At 52.6% G+C, this 22044-nt stretch carries 21 protein-coding genes, 1 tRNA gene and 2 pseudogenes; 15 read left to right on the top strand and 9 right to left on the bottom strand.

Annotation, left to right across the window (positions count from 1 at the left end; translation table 11 throughout):
* Positions 1–8: 8 nt before the first annotated feature.
* The 4 genes from KE531_10160 (at position 9) to KE531_10175 (ending at position 2336) form a co-directional block, all read left to right on the top strand.
* Positions 9–1286 carry a serine dehydratase subunit alpha family protein gene (locus tag KE531_10160; protein MBR9953969.1) on the top strand — a complete coding sequence of 426 codons (1278 nt, stop codon included), beginning with the start codon at positions 9–11 and terminating at the stop codon, positions 1284–1286.
* A gap of 15 nt (positions 1287–1301) precedes the next feature.
* Complete coding sequence (locus tag KE531_10165; GenBank protein MBR9953970.1) at positions 1302–1712, top strand: ester cyclase; 411 nt, start codon at positions 1302–1304, stop codon at positions 1710–1712.
* Positions 1713–1743: 31 nt separating this feature from the next.
* Positions 1744–2160, top strand: a complete 417-nt coding sequence (locus KE531_10170; protein MBR9953971.1) for a DUF3788 domain-containing protein — start codon at positions 1744–1746, stop codon at positions 2158–2160.
* 96 nt (positions 2161–2256) lie between these two features.
* Positions 2257–2336 (top strand) — tRNA-Leu (locus tag KE531_10175).
* A 409-nt stretch (positions 2337–2745) separates the two neighbouring features.
* Here the strand turns inward: KE531_10175 and KE531_10180 are convergent.
* Positions 2746–4020, bottom strand: a complete 1275-nt coding sequence (locus KE531_10180) for a hypothetical protein (GenBank protein MBR9953972.1) — start codon at positions 4018–4020, stop codon at positions 2746–2748.
* A 270-nt stretch (positions 4021–4290) separates the two neighbouring features.
* Positions 4291–4836: a Uma2 family endonuclease gene (locus KE531_10185; GenBank protein MBR9953973.1), complete on the bottom strand. Its 546-nt coding sequence runs from the start codon at positions 4834–4836 to the stop codon at positions 4291–4293.
* A gap of 180 nt (positions 4837–5016) precedes the next feature.
* Here KE531_10185 and KE531_10190 point away from each other — a divergent pair, with 180 nt between their 5' ends.
* The 6 genes and pseudogenes from KE531_10190 (at position 5017) to KE531_10215 (ending at position 8703) form a co-directional block, all read left to right on the top strand.
* Positions 5017–5475, top strand: coding sequence for a VOC family protein (locus KE531_10190; protein MBR9953974.1), 459 nt, complete (start codon positions 5017–5019; stop codon positions 5473–5475).
* A 23-nt stretch (positions 5476–5498) separates the two neighbouring features.
* Positions 5499–5915 (top strand): annotated as a pseudogene (locus KE531_10195) (N-acetyltransferase).
* On the top strand, positions 5904–6332 hold the full coding sequence (locus KE531_10200) for a cytidine deaminase (protein ID MBR9953975.1): 429 nt from the start codon (positions 5904–5906) through the stop codon (positions 6330–6332). The pseudogene KE531_10195 and the gene KE531_10200 overlap by 12 nt, the downstream one beginning before the upstream one ends.
* A 13-nt stretch (positions 6333–6345) precedes the next feature.
* Entirely contained in the window at positions 6346–6828 is a 483-nt protein-coding gene (locus KE531_10205; protein ID MBR9953976.1) for a GNAT family N-acetyltransferase, read from the top strand.
* A 316-nt stretch (positions 6829–7144) separates the two neighbouring features.
* Complete coding sequence (locus KE531_10210; GenBank protein MBR9953977.1) at positions 7145–7711, top strand: manganese efflux pump; 567 nt, start codon at positions 7145–7147, stop codon at positions 7709–7711.
* Between the two features lie 158 nt (positions 7712–7869).
* A complete protein-coding gene (locus tag KE531_10215; protein ID MBR9953978.1) occupies positions 7870–8703 on the top strand; it encodes a purine-nucleoside phosphorylase in 834 nt (277 codons plus the stop codon).
* 38 nt (positions 8704–8741) lie between these two features.
* Here the strand turns inward: KE531_10215 and KE531_10220 are convergent, their stop codons facing one another.
* From KE531_10220 to KE531_10235, 4 genes and pseudogenes are all read right to left on the bottom strand, one after another.
* A complete protein-coding gene (locus KE531_10220; protein ID MBR9953979.1) occupies positions 8742–9380 on the bottom strand; it encodes an ABC transporter ATP-binding protein in 639 nt (212 codons plus the stop codon).
* 25 nt (positions 9381–9405) lie between these two features.
* A pseudogene (locus tag KE531_10225) lies at positions 9406–10137 on the bottom strand (nitrate ABC transporter permease).
* A gap of 78 nt (positions 10138–10215) precedes the next feature.
* Positions 10216–11325, bottom strand: coding sequence for an ABC transporter substrate-binding protein (locus KE531_10230; protein ID MBR9953980.1), 1110 nt, complete (start codon positions 11323–11325; stop codon positions 10216–10218).
* A gap of 22 nt (positions 11326–11347) precedes the next feature.
* Positions 11348–11596 (bottom strand): iron-only hydrogenase system regulator, encoded by a 249-nt coding sequence (locus tag KE531_10235; GenBank protein MBR9953981.1) that lies wholly within the window; start codon positions 11594–11596, stop codon positions 11348–11350.
* Positions 11597–11929: 333 nt separating this feature from the next.
* Here KE531_10235 and KE531_10240 point away from each other — a divergent pair, with 333 nt between their 5' ends.
* Positions 11930–13399: a 4Fe-4S dicluster domain-containing protein gene (locus KE531_10240; protein MBR9953982.1), complete on the top strand. Its 1470-nt coding sequence runs from the start codon at positions 11930–11932 to the stop codon at positions 13397–13399.
* Positions 13400–13480: 81 nt separating this feature from the next.
* On the opposite strand, the gene KE531_10245 is transcribed toward KE531_10240, so the two are convergent.
* Positions 13481–13711: a type II toxin-antitoxin system MqsA family antitoxin gene (locus KE531_10245; protein MBR9953983.1), complete on the bottom strand. Its 231-nt coding sequence runs from the start codon at positions 13709–13711 to the stop codon at positions 13481–13483.
* A gap of 17 nt (positions 13712–13728) precedes the next feature.
* Positions 13729–14616 (bottom strand): response regulator transcription factor, encoded by an 888-nt coding sequence (locus tag KE531_10250; protein MBR9953984.1) that lies wholly within the window; start codon positions 14614–14616, stop codon positions 13729–13731.
* A 35-nt stretch (positions 14617–14651) separates the two neighbouring features.
* Here KE531_10250 and KE531_10255 point away from each other — a divergent pair, with 35 nt between their 5' ends.
* Positions 14652–15959, top strand: a complete 1308-nt coding sequence (locus KE531_10255; protein ID MBR9953985.1) for a citrate:proton symporter — start codon at positions 14652–14654, stop codon at positions 15957–15959.
* On the opposite strand, the gene KE531_10260 is transcribed toward KE531_10255, so the two are convergent.
* Positions 15956–16888, bottom strand: coding sequence for a succinylglutamate desuccinylase/aspartoacylase family protein (locus KE531_10260; GenBank protein ID MBR9953986.1), 933 nt, complete (start codon positions 16886–16888; stop codon positions 15956–15958). The two genes, KE531_10255 and KE531_10260, sit on opposite strands and share 4 nt — an antisense overlap.
* Positions 16889–17041: 153 nt before the next feature.
* Here KE531_10260 and KE531_10265 point away from each other — a divergent pair, with 153 nt between their 5' ends.
* The 3 genes from KE531_10265 (at position 17042) to KE531_10275 (ending at position 22033) form a co-directional block, all read left to right on the top strand.
* The gene (locus KE531_10265; GenBank protein MBR9953987.1) at positions 17042–18898 is read left to right on the top strand and encodes a histidine kinase; all 1857 of its coding nucleotides are present in this window, start codon (positions 17042–17044) and stop codon (positions 18896–18898) included.
* Positions 18899–19080: 182 nt separating this feature from the next.
* Positions 19081–19434, top strand: a complete 354-nt coding sequence (locus KE531_10270; GenBank protein ID MBR9953988.1) for an Hpt domain-containing protein — start codon at positions 19081–19083, stop codon at positions 19432–19434.
* Positions 19435–19465: 31 nt separating this feature from the next.
* Positions 19466–22033 carry a response regulator gene (locus KE531_10275; GenBank protein ID MBR9953989.1) on the top strand — a complete coding sequence of 856 codons (2568 nt, stop codon included), beginning with the start codon at positions 19466–19468 and terminating at the stop codon, positions 22031–22033.
* Positions 22034–22044: the final 11 nt, after the last annotated feature.

Below are 22044 nucleotides of genomic sequence, written 5' to 3' on the forward strand. Positions count from 1 at the left end.
GGGAGATCATGGAAGAACTGACAAGACTGATTCGTGAGGACATGCGGCCGGCCCTTGGCGTTACGGAGCCGGGAGCCATCGCCTTTGCCGTATCGAAGGCCAGAACCTATGTAAAGGGAGCGGTCACCGGCGTGGAGCTAAGGTTAAACAGCGGAATGTATAAAAATGCATATACCTGCGGAATCCCCAACAACAGTTTTATGGGAAATGAGTACGCGGCTGCCCTGGGACTTCTTGCAGGAAAGCCGGAAATGGGATTGGAATGCCTGGCAGAGGTAACGGAGGCCGACAACGCCGCCGCAGAGGAACTTGTTGCGGCAGGGAAAATCAAGGTTTCCATGAGCGGGATTTCAAGCCGCATTTTTATTGAGGCAAAGGTGACGTCGGAGAACGGGGAAGCCGTTGTGACGATCCGCGGTTCCCATACAAACATCGTCCGGATCCAGGTAAACGGCGAGACCGTCTTTTCGGGCAGTGAGGAAAGCGGCGAAGAAGAGAGTGCGCCGCCGCTCATCCATTCTTATACGTTAGAGCAGATGGTTTCCTATGCGGATACGGTTCCGGCGGCGGAGATTTCCTTTATCAGCGAGGCATATGAGATGAATTACCGCCTGTTTAAAGAGGGGCTTGAGAACCCGCGGACGACGTATGCCAGGTATCTTTTGGAAAAGAACGGCGGCCAGATCATTTCGGAGGATGAACAGAAAACGGCATCGCTTCTCTGCAACGCCGCCATTGAGGCGCGCGTCATTGGCCTGGATTTCCCGGCCATGAGCATCACCGGTTCCGGCGCCCATGGCATCATTGCGACCATGCCGCTCTACGGTGTCGCAAAGCACAGGGGCTTGAGCGAGGAGAAGCTCTGGCGTGCCACAGCCATCAGCTATCTTGTCTGCATGTATATTAAGGAGTATTCCGGGAAGCTGTCGGCGTTCTGCGGCTGCGGGATTGCGGCCGGCACCGGCATGGCCTGCGGGCTTATATACCTTTACGGCGGCGGGATAAAAGAGATGGAGCGGGTCATCAACAACATGGCCAGCAGCATCACCGGCATGATCTGTGACGGCGGGAACCAGGGCTGCACCATGAAGGGGATCGTGGCCGTGGACGCGGCATTCCAGTCGGCGGATTTCGCCATGCACGGCATCAGCATCGAGCCGGTTCACGGGATCAACGGCAGGACGCCGGAAGCGACCATGCGCCATATGGGCGAGATCGCGTCGCCGGGCATGGAAGGGACGGAAAAGACGATTGTGGATATTTTGCAGGAGAAGAGCGGGGTGTGAATGGGAGAGTGAAAGATGAAACCAGCAGAGAGAATAAAATATTTCTATGAAACAATCGTATCAGAAAATCAAATTGAGAGGATGTCAGAGTTCGTATCGCCGGAATGCTGTGTAAAAATAGGAGAAAAGCAGATTCCAGCCGGCATCGACGGTATGAAAGAACACATAAAGGCGACGAAGCAGACATATCCCGATTATAGAATGAAGATTCTCAAACAGTTCTGCGCTGGGGATTATGTCATTTCAGAATTTATCATGGAAGGTACACATGAAGGGGAGTGGATTGGAATAAAACCAACCGGCAAACGATTGGTGTTTACAGGCGTTAATATTGACAAGGTGGCGGACGGCTTAATTGTGGAACATGGAGGAGCAGTCAATACGTTTGAAACCTTGTTTGAAGCAGGTGTAATAAGGGCAGTATAATTTTTATACTGAAATCAAGGAGGGAACCCCAATGCTCGAAACAGCACCATCTCAATCAGCCATGACAGAACTGCTCGGGCAGTCCTTGTTTGACGTTTGGCAGAAGCTCTGTGCGGCCATTGATGAAAAATACGAAATGGAGCGTTTATGGAACACAGGCGGTAAGAACTGGACTTACGAGTACAAATACCGCAGGGGCGGAAAGACGCTTTGCTGCCTCTATGCGAAAAGCCGCTGCATTGGCTTCATGATTATTTTTGGAAAAGAGGAGAGAGCAAAATTTGAAGATATAAGGGAGACTCTTTCCGAGTCTGTTTGCAGGCGGTATGATGAAGCGAAAATCTATCATGACGGAAAGTGGGTCATGTTTGAACCGGACAGCACGGCCGAATTTGACGATTATATGAAGCTGCTGGCTGTGAAAAGAAAGCCGAACCGGAAATCATGATTTCAATTTAAGGAACCGATCCGTCATGAAATTCGCGCCAGCTTATTGACAACTGTTTCGTCGGGATGTTATACTGTGTTTCGTGCTGCGGCACATGCGGATGTGGCGGAATTGGCAGACGCACCAGCCTTAGGAGCTGGCGGGCAACCGTGGGGGTTCAAGTCCCTTCATCCGCATTTCATTGATAATACGAAGATGGTTTCAGAGAACGCCCGGAAGGATTTGCAGACTTTCGGGCGTTCTTGCATAGACAGGAGCCGTTTTCACAAGCAAAAGCAGGGAGCTTTCTTGTCTAAAGTAGATATGTATGCATATTATTTAGACGCTGATATTAAAGATGAAATTCAGATGGTGTGGTACCTGGATATATAAAAAATTTTATGGAATGCCTTACGCAGGAAAGCCTGCCCGCCTTCCATCAGACGGGCTTTCCCGGCACATATCTTCAGGACTTACAATCTGGGCAACCAGCTCCTGGTGGATCCGGTTCGGCGGGGCCATATCGTAGAACTGGGGTTCTTTCATAATGATTCGTTTTTTGCTCGATAGGTACATTAGCTTTGCAGCTAAAGATTAAAAATATGTTCACTCATCAATCGATTTGATATAATTAAGACAACAGGCTAAAATAGATATCCTCTTGGTGTCTGGATTTCCAGAATAGACTACATCCGGGGAGGTGCCAAACTCGACATTACTGCTGCCGTCAGGATTCAGCCCATGCATTGTACGAAATTGCATAATTAAGCCGCTTTTAGGCAGCTTCATTCGAAAAATCTCGCTTCCGCCACCGTCACCTTTGGTGTTTTCACCTACGATAGTTGCAAAGCCAGTGGCCTTACAGAACATTGCAAATGCATCTGCCGAAGAATATACTTCGTTATCTACAAGTAAGAAGAACTGTCCGCCACATATTTTTTTTCTATAAAGTGGCGATACAGCTACTGATAATGTACCATAGGAATCTACTTCCGAAAGATCCTCCTGATTGATTTGAGGCAATTTTAAAAGATCCTCTAAATTAGGATTTAATTCCTCCGGAAGAATATTATTTAGATTTAGATGTTCTTTTGCTTCCTTACCATATGACGTGAGATAATAGAATGTATATTTTAACTCCTTGTCAATATTGGGAGCGACAATCGACTGCATCCAATAATTATCACTCCCGCCGCCGTTGCCAATAATATCGATAATAATATATTTCTTATCAGAATTTTCACTGAACCATTCCAACAGTGTATTTCGATCATTCAGTATATATCTAGTATCAAAACTCCGAATTTTAACATAAGCAACATTCTCATTGATATTTCGAAATTCTAAATTTGATTTTTCCACTGGGCTTAACGTTTTTGTTTTTACATCATACTTATCTATCAAGTATTGATATCTTTTCTTAACAATCGAATCATTGTAAATCTGCAATAACTTCTGTGATGAATGATCAAAAGTATTTGCCTGCTTTTGAGCTTCTAGCTGCGCAACCCTATCCTGATAAGTAAATGGCGAGTAGATCGTCAAATGAGCCAGTCCTCTGAATTTCCCAATGCACTCTTGTATAATTTCGTAATAAACACAAAAGTCCACACGCTTTTTTCCAAGTGTTTCTATCTTCCTCCGATACGTTGTCTTCAAAGCGTCCATGGATAACCCATATTTCCTCTCTGCCATCTTTAAGAACGGATAATTTTCTTCCAGAACCTCCCACATGTAGTCATAGTCAGCAAGGGCATCATTCATGGATATGGTCTCTACATTTATATATTGAATATACTCTCTAATTCCAAATAAACTTCCAATACATATAACAATTAAACATAAACAAAAACCATTTCTAATTTTTTTGCTATATTTCATAGAGCCCCCTAATACATTGCTTTTATTATTCCAGCATTTAACTCCCGTGCTCTTTTACAAGATTCAGGATTATAATATGAACTAGGGTATTTTCTACCGTAGCATATTGGATGAATCCCGCAGTTCATACATTTTGGATTATTTTATAGTCTATCCACCAAGCATATTTATCTATATTTAATTCTAATCTCATTTCTTCCCTTGTTGGTTATGATTCTGAGGATTTCCTATTTGTTGACCATAAAACAATACAGGACTTCGTGCCGCCGCCTAATTCAATAAGTCTGCGATACAGATTTTCAGCTCCCCGCCATAGATGGACACCGGAATTTCATCATCAAACGAAGCCCCGAAGGCATCTTCATGCTGAAAATCATAAACCGTGACGCTTTTGGCGGAGGGATTTACGATCCAGTATTCCCGGACGTGAGACCGTTCGTAAAGCCACAGCTTTTTTAAATAATCATGCCCCTGCGTACTTGGAGAAGTGATTTCAACGATAAGATCCGGCGCGCCCAAACAGCCGCGATCCGTCAGCTTCTTTTTGTCGCAGATGACGGAGATATCCGGTTCTACCCAGTTTTTGTCCTTTGCGTCCAGATTGACGGCAAAGGGGGCAGGATAAACCTTACAGCTTTTTCCATGAGAATCAATATAATTGGCAATGGTTTTTACAATCTGGGCAACCAATTCCTGGTGGCTCCGGTTCGGCGGGGCCATATCGTAGAACTGGCCGTCAATAAGCTCGGCTTTCCGGCCCTCCGGGAGGTTCCAGTAGTCTTCCGAGGTAAAAGAACAGTCTGGAGGCAGCGGCATATAAACACTTCCTTTCTGCTGCTTCATAATCCCATATTAAAACAGAAGTCTCTGAAAATCAAGCGAGGGAAACAGAAAACCTGAACCATGGCGGCGGAAACAAACCGGAAATACACTTTACATAAAGAAAAAGAAAGGGTATGATGAAGATACACAAAAAACCGGAAAGGAACCTCTGACATGAAACTTAAAAATCCCCTTCTCGTTGTATCCGACATCGACCAGTCGGCGGCCTTCTATAAAAAAGTCCTTGGACTCCGCATCATCATGGATTTTGGAGCCAACAAGACGCTGACCGGAGGCCTGGTTTTGCAGACATTGGAAACATACCGGGAGTTCATTGGCACGGACAAAATTTCCTTTGGCGGTAACGATACGGAAATTTATTTTGAAGAAGATGAGTTCGATCAATTTGCAGAGCGGCTGGAGGAATGCGGCGTCGAATATGTGCATCCGGTGAAGGAACATTCCTGGGGACAGCGGGTGGTGCGTTTTTACGATCCCGACCGCCATATCATCGAGGTGGGGGAAAACATGAAATCCGTCTGCCGCCGCTTCCTGGAAAGCGGCATGAGACCGGAACAGACGGCAAAGCGCATGGATGTCCCAATAAAGTTTGTGCATGCTTGCATGCGGTAATGAAGAAACAGGAGAAACCATTTATGATACGGACATTTAAAAAAGAAGACACCGAAGCAGTGATGCGGATCTGGTTAAACGGCAATTTAGAGGCCCACGGCTTCGTCCCGGCGGATTACTGGCGGGAAAATCTGCCCATGGTAGAGGAACAGCTCCCCGAGGCAGATATTTTTGTCTGGGAGGAAAACGGAAGCATCCGCGGCTTCCTCGGCATCCAGGACGGCTTTATCGCCGGGATTTTCGTGGACAGCTCATGCCGCTCGGAGGGCATCGGAAAGAAGCTCCTCGATCATGCGAAAACCATCTACCCATCCCTGTCCTTAAAGGTATATCAGAAAAATACCCGCGCGGCCGGATTTTATTTCCGTGAGGGCTTTTTTGCAGAGTCCGAGGGCATGGACGAGGAGACGGGAGAGCCGGAATATACGATGGTCTGGAAGGCCGGAGAGGAAACGGCGGATATCTGGGCGCGGCTTTGCGGGGCGGCAAGAAACGTGCAGGCCGCAAGATGGGTGTCCGACCGGATCGAAGCGGGCCAGGTGGCGGCTGCCCTCATGACGAAGTCCGGGGCAATCTATACAGGTATCTGCATCGACACGGCATGCTCCCTGGGCATGTGTGCGGAGCGGAATGCTATTGCCCATATGCTGACCTGCGGCGAGAGTGAAATCGAAAAGCTGGCCGTCATTGGGCCGGACGGCGATATGGCACTCCCCTGCGGCGCCTGCATGGAGTTTATGATGCAGTTGGGGAAAACTGCGGGAGAGATTGAGATTCTTGTGGATGAAAAACGGCGGGAGACGAGGCGGTTAAAGGAGCTGATCCCAAGCTGGTGGGGTGCGGGACACAGTATGTAAGGAGGCATATCACATGGTGGAAATCATTCCAGGATACGGGAGAATGGATGAGGTGCTGGCGCTCGTAAAGGAATACACGGACATGATAGCCGGGCAGGGCGGCGATGTGGTGGAATGCCTCAAGTCGCAGCATCTGGACGCAGAGCTTCTGGACATGGAAAAAAAGTACGGCCTGCCCTGGGGGCGGCTTTATCTGGCATGCGCGGACGGAAAGGCTGCCGGGTGTGCGGCGATTGCGCGGCTTGATGGGGAGATCTGCGAGCTGAAGCGGCTCTATGTGCGGCCGGAGTACCGGGGACGGCACATCGGAAATGCGCTGATGGAGCAGGCCATAAGCGATGCGAGAGATATCGGCTACCGGTATATGCGTCTGGACACGTTCCCGTTCATGGAGGCGGCCGTCCGGATGTATGAGCGGCGAGGGTTTCTGCCCATTGAACGCTACAATGACAATCCGGCTGCGGAAGCAGTCTTTATGGAGCTTGCCCTTTTCTGACGGCAGGGACGCTGCCTGCGTTTCCTGCCTCACGATTTGAGAAATCTTATTGACAAAAATTTCATAATAAGGTATTCTCTTATCAGCCGGTGCAATCCGGGAAAAAAGAAGAGGACTCCTGCGGGGACATGCCGCAGGTCAGAACCAGAATAAGGGAGTAGTCGGCGCATGGCGCAGCGCAGCCAACATACTGGAATTGATCCTGGCTCCGCTTTAAATGATGAGACTTATCTGTCATGGGACAGGTGGGTTTCTTTTTTTTGTCTCATTTCAGAAGCTCCCGCGCATAGGTTTTGAGGGAAGAAGGAGGATACATATGAGTCTGACAGAGTTATTTATCATTGCCGTGGGGCTTTCCATGGACGCGTTTGCCGTGTCTGTCTGTAAGGGGCTTTCGGTGCAGAAGATGAAAATCAGCCATGCACTGACCTGCGGCCTGTACTTCGGCGGGTTCCAGGCGCTGATGCCGGCCATCGGCTACCTGTTGGGAAGCCAGTTTGAAAGCATGATTACCCACATCGACCACTGGATTGCCTTTATCCTTTTGGGCGTCATCGGCTTCAACATGGTGAAGGAGTCCAGGGAGACGGATGAAGAGAAGTTAGACGCCGGTTTTGGAGTCTGTTCCATGCTGCCGCTTGCCGTTGCCACCAGCATCGACGCATTGGCTGTTGGCGTGACCTTTGCATTTCTCAAGGTGGACATCGTATGGGCCGTTCTGTTCATCGGCGTCGTGACCTTCGCCCTGTCCTCCGTCGGCGTGCGTGTCGGCCATGTTTTCGGAGTCAAGTATAAGTCGCGGGCCGAGCTTGCCGGCGGCGTGATCCTGATACTCATGGGTACGAAGATTCTTCTGGAGCATCTGGGGCTTCTCGCGTTCTAGGCTTTTAGCGGCCTGTTTCGCGGTGCCATGGCGGACGCCTGGCCGGGAGAGTATCCGGGTAAGACGGCGTCCCGCCTGCCTTTCGCCTCGCCAAAAAGGGCTTGAAGACGGCCCGCAGATACGGTATGATGGAGAGAAGAAACGACAGGAGGAATTACATGAATCAGGAATTGGAAAAGATTTACGCGAGTGTGGAAAAAAAGATCAGCTTCCGCCCGGAGGCTGCGCTGATTTTAGGCTCCGGTCTGGGGAATTTTGCCGAGAAGGTTCAGATTGTTGAAACGCTGGACTATAAGGATATCGAGGGATTCCCGGTCTCCACGGTGCCGGGCCATAAGGGACGGTTCCTGTTTGGATATGTGGAGGACGTGCCGATGGTGATTATGCAGGGCCGCGTCCATTATTATGAGGGCTATTCCATGAAGGAGGTCACGCTCCCGATCCGCCTCATGAAGCTGATGGGGGCGAAGGTTCTGTTCTTGACGAACGCGTCCGGCGGCATCAATACGGAGTACCATGCCGGTGATTTCATGCTGATGGAAGATCATATCAGCAGTTTCATCCCGTCGCCGCTCATCGGGCCAAACGACGAGGACATGGGGCCACGGTTCCCGGATATGAGCGATGTGTACAAAAAGGAGATCCGTGAGATTATCCGCCGCGTCGCCAAAGAAGAGGACATTCCGCTTCAAGAGGGCGTTTACGTCCAGTTTACGGGCCCGGCCTACGAGACGCCTGCGGAAATCCGCATGGCAAGGCTTCTAGGCGCCGACGCCGTCGGGATGAGCACGGTCTGCGAGGCCATCGTGGCCAACCATATGGGCATGGCAGTCTGCGGGATTTCCTGCATCACCAACATGGCAAGCGGGATCCTGCCGCAGCCGTTGAGCCATACGGAGGTACAGGAGACGGCCGACAGGGTGGCGCCGTTATTTGAGCGGCTGGTATCGAAATCGCTGGCGGCGATTTATCATGAATATATGATGAAATAAGAGAAAAGTTGAGGGTGCAGCGAAAAGCCGCACCCTTTTTACATGTTTGGAAGCGTTATGACCCCGGCTTTCAGAAGCGCCGCATCTTCTTCGCTGTGGGAGGAAAAGACAAGCGTCCTGCCGCCAAGAAATTCCAGAACCATGGCGGCGGCCGTCTGTTTCGTTCCGGCATCCAGTCCCGTGAACGGCTCGTCCATGATGAGAATGTCCGACGGGGCGAGAAGTGCCCGAAGGAGCGCCGTCCGCCGCTTCATGCCGCCGGAAAATTCTGAAACCGGCTTTTTTAGGGACTCTTCCGGAAGGAGCCTGGAAGCGGCGGCAGAAAGTTCCGACGGAGAATAGACGTTTCCAACGGCCAGCCGCAGGTTTTCTACGGCCGAATAGCCCTCCAAAAGCCAGTCTTCCTGAAAGACAGCGGAAAACCGCGGCACGGCCGGGGCGCCGTCCTTTTTAAAAAAGGCGATGGTGCCGGAATCCGGCTTTTCAAGGCCTAAAAGGAGCCGGAACAGCGTGGTTTTTCCCGTCCCGGACGGCGACGACAAGAGCGTGCGGGAGCCGGCCGGAAAGGCCAGGGAGAGGTCTTTTAAGACTTCTTCATCTCCGAAGGATTTAAAGACGTGTTCCAGGCGGATTTCTGCCGGGCAGGAAGGCCCGCTGCGCTTTTTCCGATTTCCCATCATGTTCCGGCACCCCCTTTCCGGCCAAAAGCTTCATAAGAAAAAGAAACAGGATCTCAAACAGTGTGCTTAAGACGATGATCGTCACCGTCCAGGCGAACAGCTCCGCCGTGCTTAAATAAATTTTTGCCATGTAAAGCCCCTCGCCGATGGAACCGTCCGGGACGCCGATGACTTCGGCGGCGATGCCGGATTTAAAGCCCATGCCGAGAGCCGTTTTGCAGGCGCTCCTTAAGTATGGGTACAATGCCGTCCGGTAGATGGTGAGCGCCTTTTTTACAGGCGGGATCCGGAAGACGAAGGCCATTTCCAGGAGCTTTTTATCGGTGCTCCGGATTCCGGCAATGGTGTTTACATGGATCACCGGGAACACCACGAGAAAGGCGATGAACACCGAGAGGTTCTCCGAACCCGTCCAGATAAGGGCCAGGATCACAAAGGACGCCACGGGAATGGATTTCATGAACTGGACGGCCGGCGAGAGGAGCTCGCCGAAGAACGGGAAAAAGGAAGCCAGGGAGCCGGTAAGAAGGCCGGCCGCGAAGGCAAGAAAAAATCCCAGGCTGATCCGTCCGAAGGAAAAACCGATAGCCCTCCAGAAGGCCGCCGAGGTGATCTGGGCGCTTAAGGCGCGAAAGGTCTCGACGGGCCCGACCAGAAAAATCTGGTTTCTCACAGCAAGGGAAAGCCCCTGCCAGAGGAGAATCCAGAACAGGATGATAAGCGTTTTTCGGAACCAGTCCGGGAGTTTATTCATAGAAAAAACAGCTCCTTATAAAAAAGAGGCGGCAGGCCGGTTTTCTGCCCGCCGAAGCTGCCGCCTCCAGGAAATGACTTATGGAATATAGTAGAAGGCATCGTCCGGGAGCGTGCCGCCTACGGAGTCGGCATTCTGTTCGTATAAAACGCCGAGATAGCCGGACAGGGCGTCCTTCATCTGGGTGCCGTCCATGTAGGTGATGTTGCAGTAGGGAAGCGCAGCTTTGGCAATCTCCGGCTTTGCAACGATGCCGGCGTCTGCGATGAGCTGTGCCGTCGTGTCAGGATCCTCTGCGGCGAAGGCGATGGAAGCCTCATGCTCGTCTAAGAAGGTGTCCACAGCCTCCGGATGGTTTTCCAAGAATTCCCGGTTAACAATGGTAACGCCGGTGACAAGGCGGCTCTGGCTGCCTTCCTCCTGAAGCTCGTTCCAGACCTTTGTGAGATCCATGATGATGGAAAGGTCGGTGTTCTGAGCCAGTGCCACGGTCACGAAGGGCTGTGGCAGAAGGCCGATGGCATCGGGATTCTCGGCAAGGATTGCCGCGACTTCCGTGGCCTCGGATTTAAACTCCAGCGTCACATCGGATTCGGAAAGGCCGGCAGCGGATATCAGATAGCGGAGCGCATACTCCGGCGTCGTCCCTTTGCCGGGAAGATAGACGGTTTTTCCGGCAAGCTGGCCGATGGACTGGATGGAGGTATCGGCAGATACCATGTAAAGGACGCCAAGGGTGTTGATGTCGATGACGGCCACCTTTCCCTGGGTCTTATTGTAAAGGACACTTGCGACATTGGCCGGAAGCAGGGCGATGTCCACCTTGCCGCTTCCCACCATGGCCGTCAGCTCGTCGGCCGCCGTCACCATGGTAAATTCATAATGGTTGTCGGTGTCCCCGTTTTTTGCGTCTTCCATGAGTTTTACAAGCCCCATGGTGGTGGGGCCGTTTAAGCCGCCCACGCGGATTGCGCCTTCGGCCTCGGAAACGTCGGTTTCTGCCTCGGTCTCAGCCTGTGTTTCCGGCTCGGTTTCGGCTTCTGTGCTGGTCTCGGAAACGGAAGCTGTCTCCGTCTCTGTCACGGCAGAGGTCTCTGCGTCCGTCGTGCCGGAACCGGAAGATGAGCAGCCGCCAAGCAGGGAAAGGCCAAGGGCTGCGGCAAGGAACATTGGGAATACTTTTTTCATGATCGTCCTCCTCGTTTTGCTGTCAGTGATTTTTTGTGTAAATGGTTTTCGTACTGACGCCTTCCAGCATTCCAAGCTTTCCGGACAGACCGTTGATCTGATCCATGGGTGCATCCATGACGACGCTTATGATGGAAATCCCTTTTTCCCTGTAAGGGATGCCCATGCGGCCGATAATATAGGAACCGTACTCGTGAAGAAGCCCGTTGAGCCGTTCCACGGACTCCGGGTTCTCGATGATGATACCGATCAGGGCCACGCGTGTTTCCATAAAATTCCCCCTTTGCTTTTAGAAGAGCGGACTTTGCCGCAGACAAAAAAAGGCCGGTGTGCCCACGAAAAAGAGCGTACCGATCCGATCCTCTTCGCCTTGTCCCGCAGGATACCCTTTGGGGTCAGCACGAACACCCTAACTATATCACAGCCGGGCACGAATGTCAAAAGTCCGAAGAAAACTTAAGAAAATAAAGGCATGGCAGAAAAAATCGTTAAATTATAAACAAAAAGGTACTTGCGGCAGAAAAGCGCGTGCACTATAATATAGTGCAGATTTTAACTGCCGTTTTTTATCGGCATGATAATAGAAAAAACAGGAGGAAATAAGATGGTAACGAATGATGCGGCACTGCTGAAAATCAAGCATGATGTCCTGTATGAGGTAGCGAGGCTGGCGTTCGAGGGAAAGCTCGACGAGGAAAAGGACAATATCCCCTACAAGCTGATTCCTGGCCCGAAGGCACAGTTCCGCTGCTGCGTTTATAAGGAAAGAGAGATTATCCGTCAGAGAGTCCGTCTGGCAGAGGGAAAATGTCCTTCTGACAAACACAGCGAAAACATGATCCAGGTCATCAGCTCTGCATGCGAGGAGTGCCCGATTACACGCTTCGTCGTAACGGATAACTGCCAGAAGTGTATGGGAAAGGCATGCCAGAATGCCTGCAATTTCGGTGCCATCACCATCGGAAGGACGCGCGCCTACATTGATCCCGGTCAGTGCAAGGAGTGCGGGAAATGTGCCCAGGCATGTCCCTATAACGCCATTGCCGAGTTAATCCGTCCCTGCCGGCGTGCATGCCCGGTGGATGCCATCACCATGGATCCGGAGACCGGCATCTGCCAGATCGACGAGAAGAAGTGCATCCAGTGCGGCGCCTGCGTAAGAAGCTGTCCGTTCGGTGCCATTACCTCCAAGGTATTCATCACCCAGGTCATCGACGCCATCAAGGCTGGCAAGAAGGTTGTCGCCATGCTGGCACCGGCCGTTGAAGGCGAATTCGGCGCCGACATCACCATGGCAAGCTGGCGGACGGCCCTTAAGAAGGTGGGCTTTGCCGACATGGTCGAGGTCGGTCTCGGCGGTGACATGACGGCCGCTTATGAGGCTGAGGAATGGGCAGAGGCTTATAAAGAAGGAAAGAAGAAGACTACATCCTGCTGTCCGGCCTTCGTAAACATGATCCGCAAGCATTATCCGACGCTGGTGGAAAACCTGTCTACGACGGTTTCCCCGATGTGCGCCGTTTCCAGGATGTTGAAGGCAAAGGATCCGGAGACCGTGACCGTATTCATCGGGCCGTGTATGGCGAAGAAGGCGGAAGCTGCCGATAAGTCCGTGGAGGGCAACGCAGACTTCGTCCTGACCTTCGGCGAGGCGCGGGCCATGCTCCGTGCGAAGAACGTGAACCTGGAGCCGGAGGAGAACTCCAGCCAGGAGGCCAGCGTCTTCGGAAAGCGGTTCGGAAACGGCGGCGGCGTGACGAATGCCGTGCTCCAGTGCTTAAAGGAGAAAGGCGAGAGCGCCGACATCAAGGTTGCAAGATGCAGCGGCCCGGCTGACGTCAAGAAAGCCCTGCTTCTCATGAAGGTGGGCAGGCTTCCGGAGGACTTCATCGAGGGCATGATGTGCCAGGGCGGATGCGTCGGCGGCCCCAGCAACTTAAAGCCGGAGATGGAAATGAAGAAAGACCGTGACGCGCTCATTTCCCAGGCAGACGAAAGAGGCGTCCATGAGAACCTGGAGAAGTATGATATGGATGCATTCTCCATGCACCGCAGCTATGGGGAATTGAAATAAGGTATTACATAAAAAGGACTGTAAAAAAGAAAATCGGGCAGGAAAATTTTTCACCTGCTCGATTTTCTTTTTTATCGCAGTTTATGCTGCTGTTGCATAATCCAGAATAAAAATTTTACTTGCGATTTTCTCAATGCTATCTAAAATATCGTCAATCTTTTCCGCCACAACAGTATTTAAAAATTCTTCTCCGCACTGCTCGCATTTTAAGCATGGTACATTCTCGATGATTACATAGCAGTTATTTAGCTGTGCAAAATATGTTGTTGTGGAGGGTGTCATCTCTCCACCCTTGCAGTTCATACATTTCATTTTGTCCGCTCCCTTTCTCACCCGCCCGCAGAAAACGTATATCCGACGCCCCATACCGTCTTAATATAGCGGGGGCTTTTGGGATTGTCCTCGATTTTATTTCTTAAATGGCTGATGTACACCATGATGGAGTTGTCGTCCACAGCCGCCTGGTTCCATACCAGCTCGTAAAGCTGCTCCTTCGTGAAAACCTGGCCGGGGTGGGAAAGAAACAGCCGCATGAGGACATTCTCCCTCGAAGAGAGGGGGATGGAGACGCCGTCCTTTTTAAGTTCCATGGTGAGAGTATTGTAGGAAAAGGGGCCGGCCGCAAGGAGTTCCCCCGGCTTTTCCTTTTTCACCTGGTTCCGCCGGATGAGGGCGCGGATTTTTCCGCCCAGGATCACGGGATTGAAGGGCTTTGCAATGTAATCGTCGGCGCCGATGTCCAGGCCGTAGAGGGTGTCGAAATCGTCGCTTCGCCCGCTGATGACGATGATCGGCGTGGTGTCGCCGGACTCCCGGAGGCGCTTGATGGCATGGAAGCCGTCCTCGTTCCCGTTCATCATGATATCCAAAAGGATCAGGGCGAAGTCATGGGACTGCGCCAGAAGCACAGCCTCGCGCCCGTCAGCCGCCGTATGGGCTTCATAGCCGTTTCCTTCCACGACCCGGATTAAAAGCCGCCGGACGGCCGGATCGTCGTCTGCAATCAGGATTTTCTCTTTTTCCAAGACATGTCTCCCCCTTCCTCGTTTTGTTATCAACAGAATACCACAAAACTCCCGCCGAAAAAACAAAAAAATCGTGAAAACCCCGAAATCCTTAAAAAATTTTAAGACTTTTTCAGAGGATATTAAGGCCGGGACGCTATAATCATAGCAGGAAAGGAAAAAGCGGGGGGAGCGGATAAAAAATCCCCGCATTTCCAAAAAAATAAGGAAAAGAAGGGGAAAGAATTATGTATTTAGCTTTGCTTGGCTTTGCCATGATCGTGGTATTCATGGGACTTATCATGGCGAAAAAACTGAGTCCGTTTACGTCTCTCATCATCATACCAGTCATTTTCGGCCTTCTGGCCGGATACGGCTGGGACACCCTGGACTACGCCATGACCGGCATCAAGGACGTGGCCTCCACCTTTGCCATGATGACCTTTGCGATCCTCTATTTCGGCATCATGCTGACGGCCGGAATGTTCGACCCGATGGTGGACAAGGTGGTCTCCTGGTGCAAAGGCGACCCGTTAAAAGTCCTTGTGGGAACAGCCGTGCTGGCGGCCTTCGTATCCCTGGACGGCGACGGAACCACAACCGTCATGATCTGCTGTACGGCCATGATCCCGATCTATGAAAGGCTGAAAATCAAGAAAATCTATCTGGCGACACTGATTATTCTCCAGAACTGCATCATGAACCTGATCCCCTGGGGCGGCCCGACGGCCCGCGTCATGTCGGTCATGAACCTGGACGCGGGAGAAATCCTGGCGCCATTAGTACCGGGAATGGTACTATCTGCCGTCTATGTGATCGGCGTTTCTTATTATCTCGGCATGAAGGAGAGAAAACGCCTCGGCGTCACGGCCGGCGCGGCTGCACAGGCGGAGAAAGTGGAGCTCTCCGAGGAGGAAGCCGCCTGGAAGCGGCCGAAGCTGATCCTTTTTAACCTGCTTTTAACGGCCGCCATCATCGTTTCCCTCGTCATGGGACTGGCGTCTTCAGCCATCCTGTTCGGCGTCGGCACGGCCATCGCCCTTGTTGTCAACTATCCGAACCAGAAGGTGCAGAGAAACGTCATCAGCTCCGTGGCGCCGGACATGATTAACGTCGTCATGATGGTTTTAGGCGCAGGAGTCCTCATGGGAATCTTAAACGGGCCGGAGGATGCGGGCATGTCCAACGCCATTGCAGAGCTTCTGGTGTCGGTAATCCCGGAATCTCTCGGAAAGTATTTCGCCGTGTTCATCGCTGTCATCAGCGCGCCCGGCACGTACCTTTTAAACAACGACGCCTTCTATTACGGCGTTCTCCCGCCCCTTGCGGCCACCGCAGAGGCATACGGCTTTACCGACTTAAACATCGGCTTTGCCTCCCTTATGGGACAGGCGTTCCACTTCTTAAGCCCGCTGGTTCCTTTTATCTACCTTCTGATGGACAAGACGGAAATCACGCTGGCCCAGTATCAGGGATACATTTTCAAATGGTGTATCGGAATCTTCGTCATCTTCATGGCCGCAGGCCTTATGATGGGGTACCTTCCGATTCTTTAGGGACGGCCGTATGCAACCAGAGGCTCTCCCTTCCAGACACCGAGGGCAGTGGTGTAATAGAGGGCCACGCCGTCGAAGGACGCGCGGATCTCCTGGAGAATCTGCCCGTCCGACGCTGCAAGCCGCCCCAGAAGCCGGCCCTTTTCGATGGGTTCTCCGGCGGCTACGGATGGATACCAAAATCCGCAGGCGCATGCCTCCTCATAGACGGTTTCTGAAATTTCCGTCTGGACAGGCATGCGTCTGTTGGCAGTCAGGATTCCCAGATGGCCCATGAGGGAGAGGACGTCCGAGCGGCAGGCGGAAACCTCTTCGGCAGACCAGAGCCCCTGGCAGCCGCGTTCAATCAGCATGGCGGGAATCCCCTTTTGGACGGCATAGCTGTAAAGGCCGTTTTTTGCTGTGGAGCGGACGCGGTAGGGGACGTCAACGGTTTTCGCAGCTTCACGTGCCTTCTGGCAGACAGCCTCATCCCCGGCTGTGGGAAAGAAGACGAGAGGGCAGAGGGACTCGTTGCAGTCCCCGCTGTGAAGGTCAGCGAGAAAGTCGGAGACAGGATAGAGGCTTTTTTCCAGGACGTGAGCAAGGCGGAAAGCCAGGCTGCCGGCGGCATCTCCCGGGAAAGCCCGGTTTAAATTGACGCCGTCCTCCGGAACGGTCTGCTTGGAGCCGGCGTAAAAAGCGCTGGGGTTGGCCACCGGCAGGAGAATCACATTGCCGGACATGACGCCGGGCTCCAGTTCTCCGGAAAGCTCCCGCAGGGCCTGGATCCCCACATATTCACAGCCGTGAACGCCGGCCGTAACCGTGAGCGTTGCGCCGGGGCGGCTCCCGCAGAAGCAGACAGCCTCCAGAGAGAGGGATTCCGCAACTGGAATCGAAATATGTTTCTTTTCACCGGGATTGATGGATGTTCCACAGAAAATCATAGAAATCTCTCCTTTCTGACACCAGATAAATTAGCCACAACTAACCCCATATTACCACATATTTTGCTTCTATTCCAGAGAATTTCTCCTTTCCCTTGCAGAACGTCTTCCCAGGACTTATGATAGTAAAAAAGAACCCAAAGAGGATCTCCCATGAACAGAAAGACCAATATTGAAAACCCCAAAACCGCATCCCCCAAACCAGGTCAGCGCATATACAGGCGCCGGCTTTTGGCGGCAGCGGCAGCCGTGTTCGCAGCCGTCCTTCTCTTAGTCGCGCTGGTGGCCGGTATGATATCCAACAACAGAAAAACGATCATCGAGACCCAGAGCGGCCAGCTAAGCGCCATATCAAAGAGCGTAGCCGTCCACATGGAAGCTTTGGTGGATACGCTGGAGGACACCCTGGAGATGGAAGCGGGGATCACCCAGTTTGAACAGGCCGAGGAAGCGGCGGCAAAGGGCGATCCTGCGCCGATGGAGGACATGCTTCGCCAGTTTCTCGACGGCCAGGACAATCTGGTGACGGAAATGTCCTATGAATCGGCAGGGGTTCTTTTGAGGGCCAGGCAGGACGGAAAGGAAGCCAGTCCTCTCATCACGGCGAAAGCCATGACAGAAGAGGACGCCGGTATGAAAATCACCATCGAGCAGGACGAAGAAGAAAACTGCTATTTAAAGCTGTCCCAGAGGACGCAAAAAGGGGCCAGGCTGTCAGCGGTACTGAGCTTTTCCGGCCTCTATGACAAGACGGCTTCCTATATTAAAATGGGGGAAAACGGCTATGTCATGGTAAAAAGCTCTGACGGGCTCATCGTGATGCACCAGGTGGACGCCCAGATTGGCCAGGATGTCCTCTCTGACCGGAAGGAAATGTATCCGGATTTCGACTTTTCCGAGCTTGAGACGCTGATCGCCCATCAGGAGGAGGGGAGAAGCGGCGTCGAGATCTATCATTCCTACTGGTGGGCTGAGGATCCGCCGCGGCCCGTAAGGAAGGTCTCGGCCTATGATCCTGTCTTTATCGGAGACGATTTCCTGATCGTAAGCGCCGTCATCGACTATGCCGAAATCACAGTCCCGCTCCAGGAAGCCACCGTTCGCATTGTTGCAGCGGCCGCTCTTCTCGTGCTTTTCCTGGCGGCCTTTTTCTGGCTGATCTGGCTTCTGGCGCGGCGCCAGAGGCAGGTGGAGATGGAAAACCTGCGGTTAAAGGAAATCAACGAAGGCCTGGAGGAGTTGAGAAAGCAGGAAGAGGCCATGGCTCACAGGCAGCGCCTCCAGCTTATCGGAACCATGACAGGCGGAATTGCCCATGAATTCAACAATCTCCTGACCCCGATCATGGGATACTCGGCCATGATGCTGGAGGAAATGGAGGAACATGACAAATATTATGAGGATGTGCGGGAAATTTTAAATTCCGCTGAGCGGGCCAAGGAGATTATCGGCCAGATTTCAGCCTTCGGGCGGAAAAATTCTCAAAAAGAGTTCTGTGACCTCCTTATCGGCCAGACGGCCGCCAAAGCCATGCTGGTGGCGGAATCCGGGAAGCCGAAGCAGGTGGAGATTTCCATGGATCTGGTGTTTGAACCGTACTATTTATATGGAAACGAGACGGAAATCCACCAGATTGTACTGAATCTCTGTACAAATGCTTTTCATGCCATGGAGAGCGGAGGAACCTTGACCGTTTCCGGCCGGGTGAAGGCGGGCCGGGAGGTTTCTGGGGAAACGGAGGAGATGAAGCGGTTTTTTGCCGGAAGGGAAGAAGAGAAGTTTTATGAGCTCACCTTTTCCGATACGGGCTGCGGCATGACCGAGGAGATAAAAAGCCAGATTTTTGACCCGTTCTTCACGACGCGCAGGACGGGAGAGGGGACAGGCCTTGGGCTTTTCATGGTTCACCGCATGGTGGAGGCCTACCGCGGCGGAATTTTCGCGGAGAGCGCCCCAGGCATGGGAACGACCTTCCGGATCTTCTTTCCCGTGCATAAAAATGAGGGATAATGCAGGAACTTTCGGTCGAAGATGATTGACGGACGGCGCAATCTTTCCTATAATTACAGGGAAAGATTGCGCCGGTATTTTTACGGCGAATTTCGGGGGAATGCTGCCGGAGCTTGATAAAAACGGTTTGGATATACGGATGACCGGCAGGAACAAAAGTAGAAAAACAGGAGGATGATACCATGCGGGAAGAGATCAGAGCAAAACTCGAAGCGGCCGGTGTGAATGTAAATGAAGGAGTCGAGCGGTTCATGGGAAAGGAAGAGCTGTTTGAAAAATTTTTAAAACGGTTCCCGGGAGACCCCAATATGGCGAAGCTCCAGGCTGCGGCAGAAAGCGGTGATAAAGAGGCGGCGCTCACAGCAGCCCACACATTGAAGGGAACATGCGGAAATCTGTCCATGACTGTCCTTTTTGACCTTCTGACGAAGCAGGTGTCCCTGTTCCGGGAAGGGCAGTGGGAGGCAGGCACCGGCATGATGCCAAAGATCACAGCAGCCTACGAGCAGGCGGCCGCCGTCATACAGGAACTTTAGGGAAAGACGTTCCGGCAGGAGTGAGGATTTTATGGAGAAGAACAGGAAGACAATACGGTTTCTGTGGATTTCGCTGACTGTCCTGGTGATCCTCTGCATCATCGTGTTCAGCACGGTCACGTTCCTGGTGATCCGGCAGGGCACGGGTACCATGAACCAGGTGGCGACCATCTACATGGAAGAGATGAGCAAGCAGACCCAAAAGCATTTCGATACGCTGGTGAACATGCGGCTCGACCAGGTGAACGCCATCACCCAGGCAGTCCAGCCGGAGACAGTGGAGGAGTTGGATGAAACGGCTGTCAGCCGTCTGACGGCGGTGGGCACCCTGCGGAATTTTACCCACCTGTTTTTGTACGACACCGAGGGAAATGATGTGGTGATCTATGGGAACCAGGTGGAAGTGGAAGACAAAGAGGACTTTTTAAATGCCATGAACAGCGGCCAGCCGCTTGTGACGGTCGGAAGGGAGGCGGACGGCTCCCTTGTCCTGCTTTACGGCCTTTCGGTGGGGTATCCCGACACCATCGGCTACCCCATGCCTGACGGCGGGCGCTGTACGGCGCTTGTGGTGGGGCTTCCCATCGAGCGGCTTGGCGAGGCGCTGTCCCTGGGCGCGGATACCGGCCTGATCTTTACCCATGTGATCCGCCAGGACGGCAGCTTTGTCGTCAACAGCGCCGATGTGCCGTATGACGACTTTTTTGCATGGATGCAGGCCAACGGCGTGGAGTATGGTGATGACGAAATTGAAGAGAAAGTGGAAATGCTCCGGGAGGCAGTCGAAAACCGGGAGGCTTACGGCCTGACGGTCAGGATGCAGGGAGAAATCCGCCACCTCTACTGTGCGCCCATGTACAATACGGAGTGGGCCATGGTGTGCGTGATGCCCCACGGTTTTTTGGACGAAGAGCTGAACGGGATGACGCTCCACAGCATTGCGCTGGCGCTCATAAGCTGTTCCATCCTCGTGATTGCCACGATGATTATTTTCGCCGCCTATATGCGGATATCCCACAGACAGATGGCAGATCTGGACGAAGCCAAGGAAAAAGCCCTGGAGGCCAGCCGGGCCAAGAGCGAATTCCTTTCCAACATGAGCCATGACATCCGGACTCCAATGAATGCCATCATCGGAATGACAGCCATCGCCGCTGCCAACCCGCAGGACACGGGAAAGGTACAGGACTGCCTGAGGAAGATCAGTGTTTCCAGCAAACACCTTCTCGGGCTTATCAACGACGTGTTAGACATGTCAAAAATCGAGAGCGGGCGGATGACCTTAAACTGCGATCTGATTTCCCTGCGGGAGACCGTGGACGGTATTGTGAGCATCATACAGCCACAGGTGAGGGCAAGGCGCCAGCAGTTTGACGTGTTCATCCAGGATATCCAGAGCGAAAACGTCTATGCCGACGGCGTGCGGTTAAACCAGGTTCTGATGAACCTGCTGTCTAATGCCTTAAAGTTCACTCCGTCCGGCGGAAGCATTACGGTGACGGTTTCCCAGGAAGACTCACCCATGGGAGCCGGATTTGTCCGCACCCATTTCCGGGTGAAGGACACGGGAATCGGCATGTCCGCCGAGTTCCAGAAAAAAATCTTCAACTCCTTTGAGCGGGAGGACAACGCCAGAGTACATAAGACCGAGGGAACCGGCCTCGGCATGGCGATTACCAAATATATTGTGGATGCGTCCGGCGGAAGCATTACGCTGCAAAGCGAACAGGGAAAAGGAACCGAGTTCTACGTGACCTTTGATCTGGAGCGGGGCGAAGAAAGTGAGGAGAAGCTTATCCTTCCGGCCTGGGAGGTTCTTGTGGTGGACGACGACGAACCGCTCTGCCGTTCCGCCGCCGATTCCCTGCATGAGATCGGCATCCATGCGGAGTGGGCGCTTGACGGTCCGACGGCTGTGGACATGGCGGAAAAGCGCCATAAAAAGCATCAGGATTATTTCATCATCCTGCTGGACTGGAAGATGCCCGGCATGAACGGCATCGAGACGGCGAGGGAGCTTCGCCGGCGCATCGGCAAGGATGTGCCGATTCTTCTGATATCGGCCTACGACTGGAGCGAAATCGAGGACGAAGCCAGGGCGGCCGGCATCACCGGCTTTATTTCCAAGCCGCTCTTTAAATCCACCCTGTACCACGGCCTCAGCCAGTTCCTGGGACAGGATAAGAAAAATGACCAGATGGAGCCGAAGCATGATTTTACCGGCAGGCGGCTTCTGGTGGCTGAGGACAACGAGCTCAACTGGGAGATTGCGAATGAGCTGCTTACCTCCGAAGGGTTCGTGCTGGAATGGGCGGAAAACGGCCAGGAATGCGTGGAAAAATTCCAGTCCTCGGAGCCTCATACTTACGATGCGATCCTGATGGATCTGCGGATGCCGGTCATGAACGGCTTTGAGGCCACGGAGGCGATCCGCGCCATGGAACGTGAGGATGCGGCAGACATACCGATCATCGCCATGACGGCAGACGCGTTTACCGATGATATCAAAAAGTGCCTGGAATGCGGCATGAACGGCCATGCGGCGAAGCCGCTCAATATGCCGGAGCTTTTAAGGATGCTCCAGAAATATTTCCTGTAACAGAGGTACTG

Source organism: Eubacteriaceae bacterium Marseille-Q4139, assembly GCA_018223415.1.
Taxonomy (GTDB): domain Bacteria; phylum Bacillota; class Clostridia; order Lachnospirales; family Lachnospiraceae; genus CABSIM01.